The sequence below is a fragment of the Mycobacterium adipatum genome (assembly GCF_001644575.1).
In the GTDB taxonomy this organism is placed as follows: domain Bacteria; phylum Actinomycetota; class Actinomycetes; order Mycobacteriales; family Mycobacteriaceae; genus Mycobacterium; species Mycobacterium adipatum.
Window position 1 is genome coordinate 3102779 of record NZ_CP015596.1, and the last position, 13349, is coordinate 3116127.

14 protein-coding genes are annotated in these 13349 nt (G+C 68.1%); 5 read left to right on the plus strand and 9 right to left on the minus strand.

What is annotated here, in order from left to right:
- Positions 1-5 precede the first annotated feature (5 nt).
- From A7U43_RS14730 to A7U43_RS14750, 5 genes are all read right to left on the minus strand, one after another.
- The gene (locus A7U43_RS14730) at positions 6-293 is read right to left on the minus strand and encodes a hypothetical protein (RefSeq protein WP_231963318.1); all 288 of its coding nucleotides are present in this window, start codon (positions 291-293) and stop codon (positions 6-8) included.
- A gap of 94 nt (positions 294-387) precedes the next feature.
- Complete coding sequence (locus tag A7U43_RS14735; protein WP_067996519.1) at positions 388-1059, minus strand: dienelactone hydrolase family protein; 672 nt, start codon at positions 1057-1059, stop codon at positions 388-390.
- Positions 1056-1490 (minus strand): CBS domain-containing protein, encoded by a 435-nt coding sequence (locus A7U43_RS14740; protein ID WP_067996523.1) that lies wholly within the window; start codon positions 1488-1490, stop codon positions 1056-1058. Before A7U43_RS14740 ends, A7U43_RS14735 begins: the two co-directional genes overlap by 4 nt.
- A 64-nt stretch (positions 1491-1554) precedes the next feature.
- Positions 1555-1989 carry a nitroreductase family deazaflavin-dependent oxidoreductase gene (locus A7U43_RS14745; protein ID WP_067996526.1) on the minus strand — a complete coding sequence of 145 codons (435 nt, stop codon included), beginning with the start codon at positions 1987-1989 and terminating at the stop codon, positions 1555-1557.
- 62 nt (positions 1990-2051) lie between these two features.
- Entirely contained in the window at positions 2052-2981 is a 930-nt protein-coding gene (locus A7U43_RS14750; RefSeq protein WP_067996528.1) for an alpha/beta hydrolase, read from the minus strand.
- Between the two features lie 210 nt (positions 2982-3191).
- Here A7U43_RS14750 and A7U43_RS14755 point away from each other — a divergent pair, with 210 nt between their 5' ends.
- A complete protein-coding gene (locus tag A7U43_RS14755) occupies positions 3192-4319 on the plus strand; it encodes a GGDEF domain-containing protein (protein WP_067996531.1) in 1128 nt (375 codons plus the stop codon).
- Positions 4320-4325: 6 nt separating this feature from the next.
- On the opposite strand, the gene A7U43_RS14760 is transcribed toward A7U43_RS14755, so the two are convergent.
- Complete coding sequence (locus tag A7U43_RS14760; protein ID WP_067996534.1) at positions 4326-4748, minus strand: nitroreductase family deazaflavin-dependent oxidoreductase; 423 nt, start codon at positions 4746-4748, stop codon at positions 4326-4328.
- Between the two features lie 182 nt (positions 4749-4930).
- On the opposite strand from A7U43_RS14760, the gene A7U43_RS29705 reads away from it, so the two are divergent.
- Positions 4931-5086: a hypothetical protein gene (locus A7U43_RS29705; RefSeq protein WP_156525926.1), complete on the plus strand. Its 156-nt coding sequence runs from the start codon at positions 4931-4933 to the stop codon at positions 5084-5086.
- Between the two features lie 32 nt (positions 5087-5118).
- Here A7U43_RS29705 and A7U43_RS14765 read toward each other — a convergent pair whose 3' ends face one another.
- Together A7U43_RS14765 and A7U43_RS30080 are read right to left on the minus strand one after the other, a co-directional pair.
- Positions 5119-6099, minus strand: coding sequence for a lytic transglycosylase domain-containing protein (locus A7U43_RS14765; RefSeq protein ID WP_082902146.1), 981 nt, complete (start codon positions 6097-6099; stop codon positions 5119-5121).
- Between the two features lie 143 nt (positions 6100-6242).
- Positions 6243-6614, minus strand: a complete 372-nt coding sequence (locus A7U43_RS30080; RefSeq protein WP_197500109.1) for a hypothetical protein — start codon at positions 6612-6614, stop codon at positions 6243-6245.
- A 16-nt stretch (positions 6615-6630) separates the two neighbouring features.
- On the opposite strand from A7U43_RS30080, the gene A7U43_RS14770 reads away from it, so the two are divergent.
- The gene (locus A7U43_RS14770) at positions 6631-8103 is read left to right on the plus strand and encodes an alkaline phosphatase family protein (protein WP_231963319.1); all 1473 of its coding nucleotides are present in this window, start codon (positions 6631-6633) and stop codon (positions 8101-8103) included.
- Here the strand turns inward: A7U43_RS14770 and A7U43_RS14775 are convergent.
- Positions 8100-8720, minus strand: a complete 621-nt coding sequence (locus A7U43_RS14775) for a VldE C-terminal domain-containing protein (protein ID WP_067996539.1) — start codon at positions 8718-8720, stop codon at positions 8100-8102. The two genes, A7U43_RS14770 and A7U43_RS14775, sit on opposite strands and share 4 nt — an antisense overlap.
- A gap of 364 nt (positions 8721-9084) precedes the next feature.
- Between A7U43_RS14775 and A7U43_RS29710 the strand changes: the two genes are divergently transcribed.
- Positions 9085-10815, plus strand: a complete 1731-nt coding sequence (locus A7U43_RS29710; RefSeq protein WP_156525927.1) for a hypothetical protein — start codon at positions 9085-9087, stop codon at positions 10813-10815.
- A gap of 132 nt (positions 10816-10947) precedes the next feature.
- Complete coding sequence (locus tag A7U43_RS14785; protein WP_067996545.1) at positions 10948-13281, plus strand: esterase-like activity of phytase family protein; 2334 nt, start codon at positions 10948-10950, stop codon at positions 13279-13281.
- The last annotated feature ends 68 nt before the right edge of the window (positions 13282-13349 follow it).

Here is a 13349-nt window from a genome sequence, read left to right on the forward strand (position 1 = left end):
ATGGATCAGGCCGACTCGTTCACATCCACCGACAAGACATCGGCGATGGCGTAGGCCGCCGCCCAATCATTGTGGCGGATCGATCGGCCGAATTCCTCCACCAGAGCGCTGTGCGCATCGAGTTGGGCCAGCCACGTGAGCAGCGTCGCTGTGATCTGCTCGGCGGTGCTGCAGACGGCGTGATGTTGCTGCAAGCGATCCGTCAGCACGTAGGTGGCCGTGCCCTCACCCTTGCGCCGTGTCGACCAGCCCATCGTTTTCATGTCGGCCCCCTGTGCGTTCTGCCCCTCCATCACAACACTGGACCGCGCCGCGTCGCTAAGGCCGAAATGCGGTAACCGATGTGTGCTTTGGTCCCTTCGTCGCGGGTTCATCGCACCCACCGATTCAGAGCGCGGAGTGTTCGACCAGGTGGCGAATGAACCAGTCGCGCGCCAGGACAGCCACCTGCTCAAGGGCGCCGGGCTCCTCGAAGAGATGGGTGGCGTGCCGGATCACTTCGATGCTGCACTCGGCTGACATCGCCTCTCGGGCAGTATGGTTGAACCGCAGGACCATGGCGTCGCGTTCAGCCACGATGAACAGTGCCGCCGCGGTGAGCGTAGGCAGCTGCGCTGCCGCCAAATCTGGCCGACCACCGCGGGAAACCACCGCCGCAACGTGGAGGCGAGGGTCGCCGGCCGCCACCAGCGCCGCAGCCGCGCCCGTGCCGGTGCCGAGGTAGCCGATGGGAAGCGCCGCGGTGTCCGGTCGACTCCCGACCCACCGGGTGACGTCGATGAGCCGGGCCGCCAGAACCTCGATGGCGAACATGTTGGCGCGGTCGGCCTGCTCGGCCGGCGTGAGCAGGTCGAACTGCAGCGTGGCGAAGCCCGCATCGTTCATCAACGCTTCGACGCAGCCGTTGCGCATGCAGTCCCGACCACTACCACCGCTCTGGGCGAAAACGACGATCCCGCGGGCAGTCTCCGGAACCGCGAGACGACCGTGAAGCGCAACACCCGCCGCCGTGAATTCGACCCGCTGCCGAAGCGTCCCGGTTGAGTCTGTCGACGTCATCGACTCGGGATGGCCTGCTGCCCGCCGATTGCCGTCACGAACTGGGCGTGGGCGTGCTCGGGGAGGTGTCGGGCAATGTCGGACCCGCTGACGATACCGACCAGGCGTTCTTTGTCGACCACCGGCAGCCGTCGGATCTGATGCGATGCCATGAGGGTGAGCATTGTCTCGACGGAGGCCTCGGCGTCGACGTGGTAGGTGATGCCCTGGGCCACCTCGGCAGCCAGCATGCCGAAGGGATCACGGCCTACAGCAACGCATTTCACGATGATGTCGCGGTCGGTCACCATTCCCTGGAGGCGATCGTCGAGGCCGCAGATGGGCAGCGCCCCCACACCGGACTCCGCCATGTGTCGCGCCGCCGAGGCCAGCGTCTGATCCGCCCGGATGCATGTCACGGGTGTGTGCATGATATCCCGTGCTGTGGTCATGGTGTTTGCTCCTTGTGGTGCTTGCGGCTGATCGTGCTGCCCGATATGCATCTCGGAGCGCTGGTCACGAGGTTCCCGTCGAGCCGTCGGTGGCATGGGGCCGGACATCGAACTTGACGAACCGCTGAATTCCGAAACGGTCGAATACGCGTCGTCGCCGATCCGGCAATTCGGTTCCCGCCTGCGCCTGGTCCAACACCCGAGGGTTCATCACGTCGAAGGTCCGGCCGTCCGCGGTGACGGATGCGGATCCAGCAGCCATGACGTTCTGGAGCCAGTCCACGCGGTCGCCGTACGGCAGGGGCGTGATGAAACCGCCGTCGGGTACCCGTACGGCGACGGCCGGTGTCGCGTACCGCTTGCCGGTGGTGCGGCCGGTGTGGTGGATGACTGCGGCGTACCAGTGTCGGCGACCGGCCAGCCGGAGCATCAGCGGATTGAGAACGTGCTTGTTGAACTGACGTACCGCACTGCCGGCAGCGGTGGTGACGTTCGGCATGTCCTCATGCTCACCGACAGTCCGGATGTGCGTGCAGGGTCGTGTGGACTCGATCGACGGGACTAATGGCACAAGACGCGCTGCAGGAAATCGCGCTGGTCGCGCGCGACCTGGTCGCGGACCGTGCCGTGGTACATGTCGAAGTGTCCGACCGGGTACTCCTTCAGCGAGACGTTGGCGGCACCCGAACTCTTGCGCCGCACAAATGGTGTGGAGACCGCGGCATCGTCTCGCGCCAGTGTGATCAGCACCGGGCACGGTAGGCGTTGCAGGGTGCCGTTCCGGTATCGGGGGGCGTGCAGGAGGAATCTCGGGGTCACCTGGTTGCGCCAGGTCGGCGATCTCGTCTCAAGCTCGTGGAAATTGCTCGCCAGCGCGGGATCGCTGAAGACTGCGCGGCCCAACGGCCCGTACACGGCGAGGTAGTGGGGCGGGCATCCGAACCGTCCTCGAACAGCATCGGCGGCGGCGCAAACCACCAACCTGGCCGTGGCCGCCAGGGTGCGTACCGCTCCGGGGCGAAATGTGGAGGGTCTGAAGCGTCCGCGCAACCCTGAGTACATATCGAGTGCGGGCACATTGGCCACCACGGCCGCCACCCGGGCGTCACCGGCTGCGACGGTGACGACGTGGCTGCCACCCAGCGATGTGCCCCACAGCGCGACCCGGTCCGTGTCGATGTCCGGGCACGTCCTGGCGAAAGCCAGCGCCGCGCGAATGTCCTCGCGTTGTCGGTGGCTGTCGACCAGTTGACGGGGCTGACCGCCGCTCATCCCGAAATGGCGGTAGTCGAACAGCAGTACTGCGAGGCCGCCGTCGGCAAAGACGTCCGCGAAATCGGGCAGGATCCAGTCCATGGTCCCCGAGAAGCCGTGCGCGAAGACGACACACGGGCAGGGCATCTCCACGCCGACCGGGATGTAGAGCCGGCCGGCGATCGCCGACCCGCCCGAGGTGAATGACACCGGCCGGATGACGTAGCGGCGGGGCACTCCATGAGGCTAGCGACTCTCGGTGCCCGTGACACCCGCCCACCTGCCGGACGATCCTCGGCTGACGGTGTCATCAGGACAAGGTCTGTATCCTGCTGGGCGGGCCCCGGCCGAGCGGCCAAGCGGATATTCTGCCCAGGGCGGTTGCGCCGCACGGTGAGGTCTCGTCATACATGCCGCCCGGCCGCGCGTGGCAATGTCGAAGCGCCGATGGGGGGCCGATTGACCAAGTACTCGGTCAGCTTCGCGGTGTTCCGCCGACTCATCCGGGCCTGGTGGACCGAGCCCGTGGCCTACGGCACACAGGTGCAGTACTTCACCAGGCGCACCATGTCCAAGACGATTCAGGTCGCGATCGGGATCGGGACCGGCCTCGACGGAATCGTCTCGCTGGTGTTGTTGCAGCCGGCCGCCAGCACCGCCGCGTCCGGTATCGCGATGGCGACGTTCGCGGCGTTGCAGATCGGATGGGGCCTGGCTTGGTGCCTGTTGCCGTGGCCATCGCGACGGTTCTCACTGGCCTTCGTGGTGTCCGCCGATATCGCGATCGCCGCGGTGGTGTTACTCGACGGGAGCTGGCTGTTCGCACTGTTCGGCTGGTACTTCTTCACGCTGATGTCGGTGTACATGATGTTCTTCGACGGTCCTAAAGTCGCTGCGGGACACGCCATTTGGGTGACACTCACCGCTTGCCTGTTCGTGACTGTCGTAGACTCGGCGGCGCAGCCAGCGGGGCCGCACTTGCTCGTGCTGACCCTCGTATGGGTGGTGCCGATGGTCGCGGCACCCTTGGGCATCCAATGCGGGATCTGGGCGTTGCGTAACGACGCCTATGAGTCGGTGACCGACCCGCTGACCGGACTGCTGAATCGTCGTGGGTTGCAGCTGCACATCGGCGAGCTGTTGCGCGACACCGCCGCCACCGGTACCGACGTGGACGTGATGGTGATCGACCTGGACCGATTCAAGGACATCAACGACGCCTTCGGCCATCCGACCGGTGACAAAGTCCTCATCCGTTGTGCGCGGCGGATCAAGGCCGCAGTCCGCGGCAGCGCGCTGGTGGCCCGCGTCGGCGGCGAGGAATTCGTCGTCATCGATCTGGCCGACGCCGACCAGGCCGAACGGGACTGCGACCGTGTCCGGGATGCGATCGCGGCACCGGCGGATCCCCCGATCACGGCCAGTGTCGGTGTCACGAGCGTCGCCGCCGCCGACTTGTGGACGCCGGAAACCGACTCCGGGGCAGTGCTCGACGCGATCATCGAGCGCGCCGACAGGGCAATGTTCGACGCCAAACGCGACGGTGGCAACGCAACGGTCCGCATCCGGCGTTGATCCGGATCAGGAAGCTCGGACCAGCTCCACGACCGGGATGATGCGCTCGGTCTTGCGTTGGTACTCACCGAACTGCGGTTCAGCGGCAACCTGACGGGCGTAGACGGCGTCGCGCTCGGCGCCCTCGAGGACACGCGCGGTCGCGGGGAAGGTGTCGGTGCCGAGTTCGACGGTGATCTCTGGATGCGCGACCAGATTGCGGTACCAGTCGGGATGCGTATCGGCACCGCCCTTGCTGGCGAAGATGTAGATGCGGCCGCCGTCGAGCAACGGCACCAACGGGGCGATGCGTTCGAGCCCGGACTTGGCGCCGATGTGATGCACCAGCACCAGCGGCTTGCCCTCGAACATGCCACCGGCCTTACCGCCGGTCTCGCGGAACTCGGTGATGACCGCGCTGTTCATCTGGTCGAACTCGTGCTTGTCCATACGCCCAAGGCTAGTACGGCCAGGCGACACATCCACGCTGGAGAGTCCCACGAGCCCAGCACTGGCCGAGCGTCGACCGGGCGCTGTGAGCGTGCTCACCGGGATTGCAAAAAAAGCGCTGCCGCATGGCATGATTCGCCCTCGCACGGGGTACATGGGTGCGGACGGCGAAAGGAACTCCGATGGCTGGTGCCACTGCTCTCAGCGGACGCACGGTTGGCATCTGCCCAGGATGCGGCTACCCGGTGATGGGCCCGCAACCGTGCGCCGCCTGCGTGCCACTGGTGACGGCCGCCCAGGGTGTCACCGCGGCCAGCGGCCCCGTGGTGGCCGCCTGACTGACATCACGCCGAGCGGCACCCGTACCCCGTCACTGCGGATGGGCTGCCAGATAGTCGGCGACCGGTACCGGACCGGTCTGCTCGTAGCCGATCGGCAGCAGGACGTCTCCGGCCGTGGTTCGGTAGTACACCTCCCATCCGTGGTAGCCGTGGAGTGCGGTGGGGTCGGCGGCCAGCACGGCCGCGTAATTCTTGACCGCCTGCACGTAGTGGTCGGAGTGGTTGTACCGGTACAGAGCGTGATCCGGATCGGTGTTGAACCCGTTGGCCGCCAGATAGCGCCCGGCGGCCATGATGCTGTCGCGCGGCGCGTGGATATCGCCGCCTGCGCCGTAGGCGGCGAACGTCGACGGCAGGAACTGCATCGGTCCCTGCGCGCCCGCGGTGCTGGTACCCGCGATGCTGCCCAACCGGGTCTCGATCAGGTTCACCGCGGCCAGGTACTGCCAGCCGACCCCGGACTCGGCCTCGGCCTCGCGATAGAGGGCCAACAGTTCCTCGGCCGTCGGCGGCGCCTGGATGCGCCACGCCGGCAGTGTGTCGGTGGCCGCTCCGGTCAGCAGTGCGTCGAGGTGCCGCCGCGCCTGGACGTTCAGGTCATAGGCCGCCAGCAACGGCGGCGGGATTCGGGGGCGGGTCAGGGCGTCCCATTCCGGGTGCCTGCCGATGGCCCGATAGGCGGCCTGCTGGCGTCGCGCGGCGTCACGCCGGGCCCCCGGTGATGACGACGGATTCCGCAGTGCGTACTCATCGGCAACAAGATCATCGGCCACCTGCGCCGGTTCGGGCGCCAACCGGGGCTGGGCGGGAACCAGAGGCGGAGCGGGAGGCGGTGTCGTTGTGACGGTGGCGATTTCGGCCGTGGTAGCGGCGGCCGGGGACGATGTTGCCGCACTTGGATCCGATGTGTCCGAGCATCCCGATGTCGCGATGAGCATTACGAAGGCCGCGACGTACCGGGCGGCGATGCCGCCAACCGACACGGGGCCAACTCGTGCATTCGTGTCCATCGAACGGTGTCCGGGCGGTAATTTGCGGTACAGATTCGGCGAGCAGCGTGTGACAGCGATGTGGCGACGATAGCAACGCCGCGAATCGAATCGATCGCAGCCGCGCCGACCCGGTGCGCGAACGTCGGAAGGAACGCCATGGGTTACGCCAAGCACATCGGTCGGGTCGGAGCCTTGGCGGTGACCCTGGGGGTGGGTGTCGCCCTGGCATCCGCGCCGTCGGCGCTTGCGGAGACGGGTGACTCGTCGTCGAGCGCGAGCAGTTCGTCGAGCTCATCGGACAGCTCGTCCACGTCCACGAAATCCGGTACCTCCGCGGGTTCGAGCCCCTCCGGCACCGGCACCAAGACGACCGCCAAATCCCTGCGCTCCGCGGCCGGGGCCCACTCCGGCGGTGACACCGTCGGCATCCCGCTTGCCGACCGCACCTCCCCGGTGCGGGCGACGACCGCCCGCACCGCGCGGACCGGCCCGCGGTCGGTGGGCTCGCCGCGCGCTTCCGAGGCGGGCGTCACGCTCATCACCATCGACGTGAACCCGGCCGCGCCGCTGGTCAACCCCGAGCCCGGAACGCCGCCGGTGGAGGCGCCGGCGGCGCTGGCCGCGTTGGGTGCGGTGCGCGACGAGCTGGAGCGCAACACGCTGCGCCGCAACGCGACCGCCGGAGCGCAGATCGGCGTCGCTTCGGTCGACACCCCGAACGTGTTGGTCATCGGCGTGGACGGCACCAATCTGAGCCGGGTGCTCGCGGATCCGACCAACGTCAACTTCTTCAATCTCATCCAGAACAGTTCGACCGCACCGTCGAGCATCGTCGGGCACACCACCATCTCCAACCCGTCCTGGTCGACGATCCTGACCGGCAACTGGGGTGAGCGCACCGGTGTGATCAACAACATCTTCACGCCATGGACCTACAACAAGTGGCCTACGGTGTTCAACCAGCTCGAAGAAGACCATGACGAGGGCATCCAGACCACGGCGGTGGCCAACTGGGATGTGATCGCCGCCATCGCCGCCGCGGGAGGCGACCTGGGTGCAGATCTGGTGCGCTACATCGGAAAACGCGAGGACGACCCGAATTGGTTGAAGACCGATGACGCGGTCGGTGACACCACCGAACTGATCATCGCCGACTCGGATCCGACCGTCGCGAACTTCGTGTTCAGCTATTTCGTCGGCGTCGACGAGAACGGCCACATGTACGGTGGCGCCTCCGAGCAGTACAAGTTGGCGCTGAACAACTTCGACCGCAACCTCGGCGAGATCATGGACGCCGTCGAGGCCTGGGAGACGGTCAACAACGAAGAATGGACCGTCGTCCTGGTGACCGACCACGGGCACCAACCGCAGCGCGGCCTCGGTCACGGCTTCCAGTCGCCGGATGAGACCGAGACGTTCGTCATCGTCAACGGACCCGGGTTCACCCCCGGGGCGATCAGTCTGCAGTACGAGATCGTCGATGTCACCCCGACCGTGGTGACATTGTTCGGCGGAACCCCGCGGACGACCCAGGGCACGTCGATGACCGAACTCACCAACAATGTCATCCCGGTCAACAACGATGCGGCGCTGCGTGCGGCGCTGCAAGATCTGATCTCCAAGAACGGCTACCCGGACACCGTCACCAACATCGCCCTCGGGGCGCGCACCATCTTCGCCTCGATCCCGTACTTCCTGGTCGATATCGTCGACGGCATCGTCGGAGGCATCAAAACGGTTGCTGCACAGAATATCCCGGTCGTCAGTCTGCTGGCCGGGCTGGCGGTCGTGCCGGTGCGGTTCGTTGGTGACCTGGGGTATGTGGCGACGAATTTCGTAGCGCAGATCGTCGCCCGGATCACCGGGGTCACCGGGGCCAGCATCTATCCGTTCTGGCCGCCCGCGGCGCCGGACTTCCCGTCCTACACCCCGCCGGCGCCGCCGTCCATGCTCGTCGGGCTCCAGGTGTGCGCAGACCCGGCGCTCGGCGCCCGATGCGTGGATCCGTCGATCGCCGTCTAGGGCTTCATCGATCCCAGGTAGTAGGACTCGCGGCCGGTGGGGTAGCCACCACCGTCGGTTGCGATGTGGATGTGGTCGAAGTGGTTCAACGTCTCCGAGCCGTAGTCCGCCGTCCAGCTGGGTGCGCCGATCCCGGGGTAGAAGCCCTGCCGCCAGATGACGTGGATGACGCCCCAGCGTTCGGCGTTGGCCAAGGCCAGCCCGGCAATCTGATTGCCGAGCTCGATGCCCTCGTCGCTGTTGTGGTCGGGGATCATCACGTCGATGGCCAGGCCATTGGGGTGCCATTTCAGCGCATCTTGGCGGTAGCCGCCGATCGTGGTGATCTCCGGGTACATCATGCTGATGGCGCGGGCCACCCAGATGGTCTTGATCTGCAGACCCTGCTCGGGGGCGACACCCGCATCGAGCGGGAAATCGAGGACCCGGGTGTCCACGGGAGCGCTCGCCGCCAGCAGTTCGGCCTGGGTGGGGGCCTGCGCGGCAAGGCTGGGCAACAGCGGCGCGGCCGGCGCGGTGGGCGCCGGAACGGACTCGGCCCGCTCGACCGGGCGCGGCGACGCATTCTGGGCGTACAACACCCCGCCGGAGATGACGATGGAGCCGGCGATGGCCATCCACCGCCTCGCCGCTAACCCGCTACTGCCCACGCCGAGCACTCTAAATGCCGGATCGGTCGCACGGTGCCAATGTCGGCGAACTGTCTCCGGGTGCCGTCCCGGCACCGACGGGTGCGGCGAGACAGCTACCGGTCCTTTGACCCGTCGCGGCGGGGTGTCCGCGATCGCCAGCAAATCACCCGTTCGACAACGACTGGAGTACCGGTGCTCGGGTATCGGGGGAATGTTGCGGACAGTGGCCGATCTGCAGCCGTCAGCGCAACACTCGTCGATGTTCTCGCAAACTGAGAGGATTTTAAGCATCGGTCTGACATACTGCGGGCGGCAAATTAGGTGAGGTTAAGGAGCAGCGGTGGGAAACGTGCCCAGCACAATCTTTTCGGCTTTGGCGGCGGGAGTCTTGGCCACGACGGGTGTCACCGTTGTCGCAGCCGGCGGTGAGCGGGCGGAGGCCACCGGTGCGCCGGTGACGTCCAGTCCTGCGGTGCGCTACGCCCAGCCGACGCTGGCAGCGGCTGTTCTGCCTGCCCCGGCACCCAACGCTCTGATCGGCGCGCAGTTGGGTGGCGGCGCGCCCGAGGCAGCCGTGCCCGGTGTCGAGGCCGTCGAACCCAGTGGCACCTTGATCACCTTCATCCCCACCGGCGATACCACCGCGCCCACCGCCCAGCGCAGCGCCTCCGCGGCCACCGCCGGCGGTGGCGGCGCGCCTGACTTCACTCCCGAAGTCCTCGCCGAAGCTGTCGCCCGTACCGGCGGAGACTCCAACACCGAGGTCACGGTCATGGTGGCCGGCGCCACCGGTGCGCTGCAGGTGACCCAGACGACGCTCGGTGATCTGCCCGGCGCCATCGCCGGATTGCTCGGTGACATCGGCGGCCGGATCCCGGTCGTGAGTTTCTTCGTCCGCAACGGCACCATTTCCAACCCCGACGGTGGCCTGCTGATCGGCAACGGGTTCAGCTCCATCACCGCGGGCGTCAACGGCGGGCGTGGTGGCCTGCTGTTCGGTAACGGCGGGGCCGGTGGCTTCGGCGCCGACGGTGGCCAGGGCGGCCTGCTCGGCAGCGGCGGTGACGGCGGGCTCGGCGGCGGAAATGGCGGCGCGGCAGGTCTTCTCGGCAATGGCGGCCGCGGCGGCGACGGCTCCGGCCTGAACGCCGACGGCGGCAATGGTGGCCGCGGCGGCCTGCTGTTCGGCAGCGGCGGCAGCGGCGGAAACGGGGACCAGGCCGGTGCCGACGAAACCGGTGGTGCCGGCGGCAATGGTGGCGCGGCCGGACTGATCGGCGGTGACGGCGGGCACGGTGGCGCCGGCGGCAGCGCGGCGGGCGCCAACGCCGTCGGTGGCGACGGCGGTAACGGTGGCACCGCGGGCATCGTGGGCGGCGGTGGAAACGGCGGCGCCGGTGGCACCGCACAGGGCGACGGGGTCGGCACCGCAACCGGCGGCGCGGGTGGCGACGGTGGGCAGGGCCTCTACGACCCGGGGCGCGGCGGTGACGGTGGCGCGGCGACCGCAGGCACCGGAGGGTCGGCAGTCGGTGGCGCCGGCGGCACCGGCGGCGTCGTCGAGGTCGGCGGCGGCGGCTGGGGCGGCACCGGCGGTGATGCCACCGCGACGGACGGGGCCGCCACCGGCGGTGCCGGCGGCGAGGGCGGCAGCAACGCCATCCTCGGCAGCGGTGGGCGCGGCGGCAACGGCGGCGGCGGAACCTCCGAAAGCGGTGCGGCCACCGGCGGATCCGGTGGCTCCGGCGGCGACAGCGGCCTGGCCCTCGGTGGCGGTGGCCGTGGCGGCAACGGTGGCAACGGCACCAAGGACCTCGAGGGCGGTACCGGCGGCAACGGCGGTACCGGCGGCGACGGTCGGGGCATCTTCACCGGCGGTGGCCGCGGTGGCAACGGTGGCAACGGCGTCGGCGACCAAGGCCTGAACTCCGGGACCGGTGGCAACGGTGGCAACGGCGGCAGCGGCAACTTCGGTGGCTTCGGTGGTAACGGTGGCAACGGCGGCGAGTCCAATGGCTTCGGTGGACAGGGCGGCGGACCAGGCGGGCGTCCCGGAAACACCGGCGGCAACGTCGTCTGACATAGGTGAGTAGCGGGGCCGGTCCTGGACATCAGGACCGGCCCCTTCTCGTCGGACACCTGGGTGTTGCCCGGCGTTCATCCGGATTGGTCAAGATCACTCGACCTCACCGCCAACTGAACAGGGGTCCCCATGACGTCGAATCTGGGTCGCGTGACGGCTGCCGCCGCGGTCACCGCACTCTTCGCGGCCGCGTGCTCGCCGAGCGCACCGGAAGGCGAACAGGATGCGCCCGCACCGCAGACGCAGCGCGCCACCTCGCCGATCGATTTCGACCTTCCCGATGCGCAGCGCTACCACCGGTTGGCCACCTATCCGGTGTACCTGAACCGCCCTGCCGGCGAGGACCCCGCCACCGAGACCGTCGCCGAGATCTCCACGGTCACCCCGGACGGCAACACCGTCATCTACACCGACGCAGCAGCCAAGCGCATCGGGTTCACCGACATCCGGGACCCGCGCAAACCTGCAGGGCTGGGCACACTTTCGCTGGCCGAACTCGGGCACGCCGACGACCAGCCGACCTCGGTCGCCGCCCTGGGCGAGTTCGTCCTGGTCGTCATCGACACCACCGGCGGTGACTTCGCCAACCCGTCGGGCCGCGTCGACATCGTGCGCGTCGCCGACCGCACCCGAGTACGCAGCATCGATCTCGGCGGTCAGCCGGACTCGATCGCCATCAGCCCGGACGGCATCTTCGCCGCCATCGCCATGGAGAACCAACGCGACGAGGAGTTCACCCCCGCGGGCGGTGCGGAGGGCGACCTACCCCAGCCGCCGACCGGGTTCCTGCAGCTGCTCAGCCTGACCGGCGCGCCCACGGCCTGGGCGGCGCGCAAAGTCGACTTCGACGTCGAGCAGGCCCGCGCCGCCGGCCTGGACACCCCCGAAGACCTCGAGCCCGAATACGTCAGCATCAACTCGCGCGGCCAGATCGCGCTGACCCTGCAGGAGAACAACGGTATCGCCATCATCGACGGCAAGACCGGCGTGGTGTCCAATATCTTCTCCGCGGGCAGCCAGACGGTCGACGATATCGATATTGCCGAGGACGGGACCCTCGACCAGACGGGTTCGATCGAGGCCAAGCCGCGCGAGCCCGACGCAATCGGCTGGATCGGCGATGATCATGTGGCGACGGCCAACGAAGGGGACTGGAAGGGCGGAACCCGGGGCTGGTCGGTCTTCGACACCGCGACCGGCGAGGTGGTGTGGGACGCCGGTAACACCGTCGAACAACTCGCGGTGCGGACGGGCTTGCATACCGAAGGCCGCGCGGAATCCAAGGGCCCCGAGCCCGAAGGGTTGGCGATCACCGAGATTGACGGCCGCCCAACGGCATTGGTGGCCTCCGAGCGGAGCAACTTCGTTGCCGCCTATGACGTGAGCGACCCGGCAGCCCCGGTTTTCCGGCAGATCATGCCGACCACGCCCGGCCCCGAGGGCATCCTGGCGGTACCGGCGCGCGATCTGCTGGTCGTCTCGTCGGAGGCCGACGATGCGGAGAACCGGGTGCGGGCCTCGGTTTCCATCTACGGCTACGGGCAGGCCTACGCCGCCGACGGCGCCAAGCCGGCGTTCCCGTCGATCGTCTCCGGCGATATCGACGCCCACCCGATCGGGTGGGGTGCGCTGGGCGCGCTGTCCGCCGACCCGGCCGAACCGAACCGGCTGTTCACCGCCACCGACAACGCCTACGGTCCGGCGCGGATCCTCAGTGTGGACCTGTCCGCGACACCCGCGCTCATCGACAGTGCGCTGCCCATCACCGAGGACGGAGAAGCCGTCACCCTCGACGTCGAGGGCATCGCCGCGCGCCCGGACGGATTCCTGCTGGCCGTGGAGGGCGAGGAGGGTGCCGGCAACGAATTGATCAACGTCGCCACCGACGGCGCCATCGAGGATCGTGTCACGCTGCCCGCCGAGATCGCGGCCGAACTCGGCGGCCAGGGCCTGGAAGGTGTTGCCGTCGATGGCGACAACGTCTGGGTGGCACTGCAGCGTGAGCTCAAGTCCGACCCGTTGGGCGTGGTGCGCATCGGTCGCTACACCCCGGCGGAGAAGTCGTGGCAGTGGTTCGGTTACCAGTTGGAGCCCACCGCCGCCGAAGGGGATTGGATCGGCCTGTCCGAGATCGCGGTCCATGACGGGGCCCTGCTGGTGCTCGAACGCGACAAGCTCAACGGGCCCGACGCCCGGCTGAAGGCGATCTACCGGGTCCAGATTCCCACCGAGGACGGGGTGAAGGGTACCGAAGTGCCGAAGGTGCTGCCCAAGACGCGTGCCCGGGATCTGCTGCCGGATCTGCAGGCCACCAACAGTTTCGTGCAGGAGAAGGTCGAGGGTTTCGCGGTGGCGGGCAACGGCAACCTGTACGTGGTGACCGACAACGACGGGCTCGACGACGCAGGAGGCGAGACGGTGTTCCTGGATCTGGGCTCGGCCGACGAGGCGCTCAAGGGCTGACAACCACCAACTGGACGCGAGATTGTCGTTGTCGAGCGAAGGTTCGAGTAGAGGCCTCGATAACGGCA

Coding starts and splice junctions, on each gene's coding strand:
- A7U43_RS14730 (WP_231963318.1), bottom strand. CDS start 293: ATGGAGGGGCAGAACGCACAGGGGGCCGACATGAAAACGATGGGCTGG.
- A7U43_RS14735 (WP_067996519.1), bottom strand. CDS start 1,059: ATGACGTCGACAGACTCAACCGGGACGCTTCGGCAGCGGGTCGAATTC.
- A7U43_RS14740 (WP_067996523.1), bottom strand. CDS start 1,490: ATGACCACAGCACGGGATATCATGCACACACCCGTGACATGCATCCGG.
- A7U43_RS14745 (WP_067996526.1), bottom strand. CDS start 1,989: ATGCCGAACGTCACCACCGCTGCCGGCAGTGCGGTACGTCAGTTCAAC.
- A7U43_RS14755 (WP_067996531.1), top strand. CDS start 3,192: ATGGGGGGCCGATTGACCAAGTACTCGGTCAGCTTCGCGGTGTTCCGC.
- A7U43_RS14760 (WP_067996534.1), bottom strand. CDS start 4,748: ATGGACAAGCACGAGTTCGACCAGATGAACAGCGCGGTCATCACCGAG.
- A7U43_RS29705 (WP_156525926.1), top strand. CDS start 4,931: ATGGCTGGTGCCACTGCTCTCAGCGGACGCACGGTTGGCATCTGCCCA.
- A7U43_RS14765 (WP_082902146.1), bottom strand. CDS start 6,099: ATGGACACGAATGCACGAGTTGGCCCCGTGTCGGTTGGCGGCATCGCC.
- A7U43_RS14775 (WP_067996539.1), bottom strand. CDS start 8,720: ATGGCCATCGCCGGCTCCATCGTCATCTCCGGCGGGGTGTTGTACGCC.
- A7U43_RS14785 (WP_067996545.1), top strand. CDS start 10,948: ATGACGTCGAATCTGGGTCGCGTGACGGCTGCCGCCGCGGTCACCGCA.